The sequence below is a fragment of the Pseudomonas sp. NPDC087598 genome (genome assembly GCF_044743525.1).
Taxonomy (GTDB): Bacteria; Pseudomonadota; Gammaproteobacteria; order Pseudomonadales; family Pseudomonadaceae; genus Aquipseudomonas.
Window position 1 is genome coordinate 1 of the sequence record NZ_JBIUWQ010000081.1, and the last position, 1224, is coordinate 1224.

1 protein-coding gene is annotated in these 1224 nt (G+C 58.0%); it reads right to left on the reverse strand.

The genetic code is table 11. The features are described 5' to 3' along the window. Positions 1-1224 (reverse strand): glyceraldehyde-3-phosphate dehydrogenase (locus ACIOWE_RS27745; RefSeq protein ID WP_401398046.1); only part of this gene is annotated, 1224 nt, incomplete at both ends.

Consider the following 1224-nt stretch of genomic DNA (forward strand, 5'->3'; position numbering starts at 1 on the left):
CCGCCCCCCCCCTCCACAAGCCCCCCCGCGAGGTTCTCTCCCTCTGCCCCGCCCACGAGTTCGCCCGAACCCCCTTCGTGCGAATTGACGAAATCGATTTGCTTGTGCAGATCGGAGTGCAGCGCCATGTAGCGCAGGTACTCGTTCATCTCTTCACGGGTGGCGGCTTTCTCAAGGTTGAGGTTGAGAATGGCCATCGACACGTTCGGCGTCGGAACACGGATCGCGTTACCGGTCAGCTTGCCAGCCAGCTCAGGCAGCGCCTTGGCAGCAGCAGTGGCAGCACCGGTTTCGGTGATTACCATGTTCAGCGCAGCGGAACGACCACGGCGATCGCCCTTGTGGAAGTTGTCGATCAGGTTCTGGTCGTTGGTGTACGAGTGAACGGTTTCGACGTGACCGTTGATGATGCCGAACTTGTCATTCACAGCTTTCAGCACCGGCACGATGGCGTTGGTGGTGCAGGAAGCGGCGGACACGATCTTGTCATCAGCGGTGATTTCACCGTGGTTGATACCGTGAACGATGTTCTTCAGCTTGCCTTTGCCAGGCGCGGTCAGAACAACGCGGTCGATACCCGGGCACTGCAAGTGCTGGCCCAGGCCATCAGCGTCACGCCATACACCGGTGTTGTCCACCAGCAGCGCGTCTTTGATGCCGTACTGGGTGTAATCCACCTCGGTCGGGTTCTTCGCGTAGATCACCTGGATCAGGTTACCGTTGGCGGTGATGGTGTTGTTTTCTTCGTCGATGGTGATGGTGCCGTTGAACGAACCATGTACCGAATCGCGACGCAGCAGGCTGGCGCGTTTGGTCAGGTCGTTGTCGGCGCCTTTACGCACGACGATGGCACGCAGACGCAGACCGTCGCCACCACCGGTTTTCTCGATCAGGATGCGCGCCAGCAGACGGCCGATACGACCGAAACCGTACAGCACAACGTCAGTGCCTTTGCGGGCCGAAGCGTTTTGCTGGCCAACCACGTCAGCCATTTCTTCACGAACGAATTGCTCGGCGGTACGGCCATTGCCTTCGCTGCGGAATTTGAACGCCAACTTGCCCAGATCCACCGAAGCCGCGCCGAGCTTGAGCTCGCTCATGGCTTTGAGCAGTGGGAATGTTTCGTGGACGGAGAGTTCGCTGTCGTCGGCAGAACGATGGCGAGCAAAGCGATGAGATTTTAGTATAGTGATTAAAGTATTTTTGATATGGCTTCGTCTTTTT